Below are 544 nucleotides of genomic sequence, written 5' to 3'. Positions count from 1 at the left end.
ACTCTTACAACTGGAGTAATACTGATATCGATTCTATTGCTCAAAACTTAAGTGCTAGCACCTATTCTTTAACTGTTACTGATAACAATGGATGTTCTGTTGATAGCTCTGTTATTATTACCCAACCTGATTTACTTTCTGCTTCTATCTCTAATCTTAATGTTAGCTGTAATGGTGGGAATGACGGACAAGCTACTGTGACTGTTAATGGCGGTACTTCTCCTTATTCTTATAACTGGAGTAATGGAGATACGACTCCTACCGCTGACAGCCTAACCGCTGGAACTTACACAATAACAATTACGGATAGCCTTGGTTGTTCTTGGACTGATTCTATAACTATATCACAACCACAACCTCTTGATTTTACTTTCTCTCAAGTTAATGTTAGTTGTAATACTGGTAATGATGGACAAGCTTCAGTTACTGTTACTGGTGGAGCACTACCTTTTAACTACCTGTGGAGCACTACTGAAATCTCTAACGCTATAAACGGATTAACTGCTAACACTTACTCTCTAACGGTTACTGATAACAATGGGTG

1 protein-coding gene is annotated in these 544 nt (G+C 38.2%); it reads left to right on the top strand.

Features of this window, described 5'->3' with window-relative positions:
- The coding region (locus FRY74_RS12780; protein ID WP_189765281.1) for a SprB repeat-containing protein at positions 1-544 on the top strand (544 nt) is incomplete at both ends.

The organism is Vicingus serpentipes (assembly GCF_007993035.1).
In the GTDB taxonomy this organism is placed as follows: Bacteria; Bacteroidota; Bacteroidia; order Flavobacteriales_E; family Vicingaceae; genus Vicingus; species Vicingus serpentipes.
This window is presented reverse-complemented; position numbering and strand designations above follow the sequence as displayed.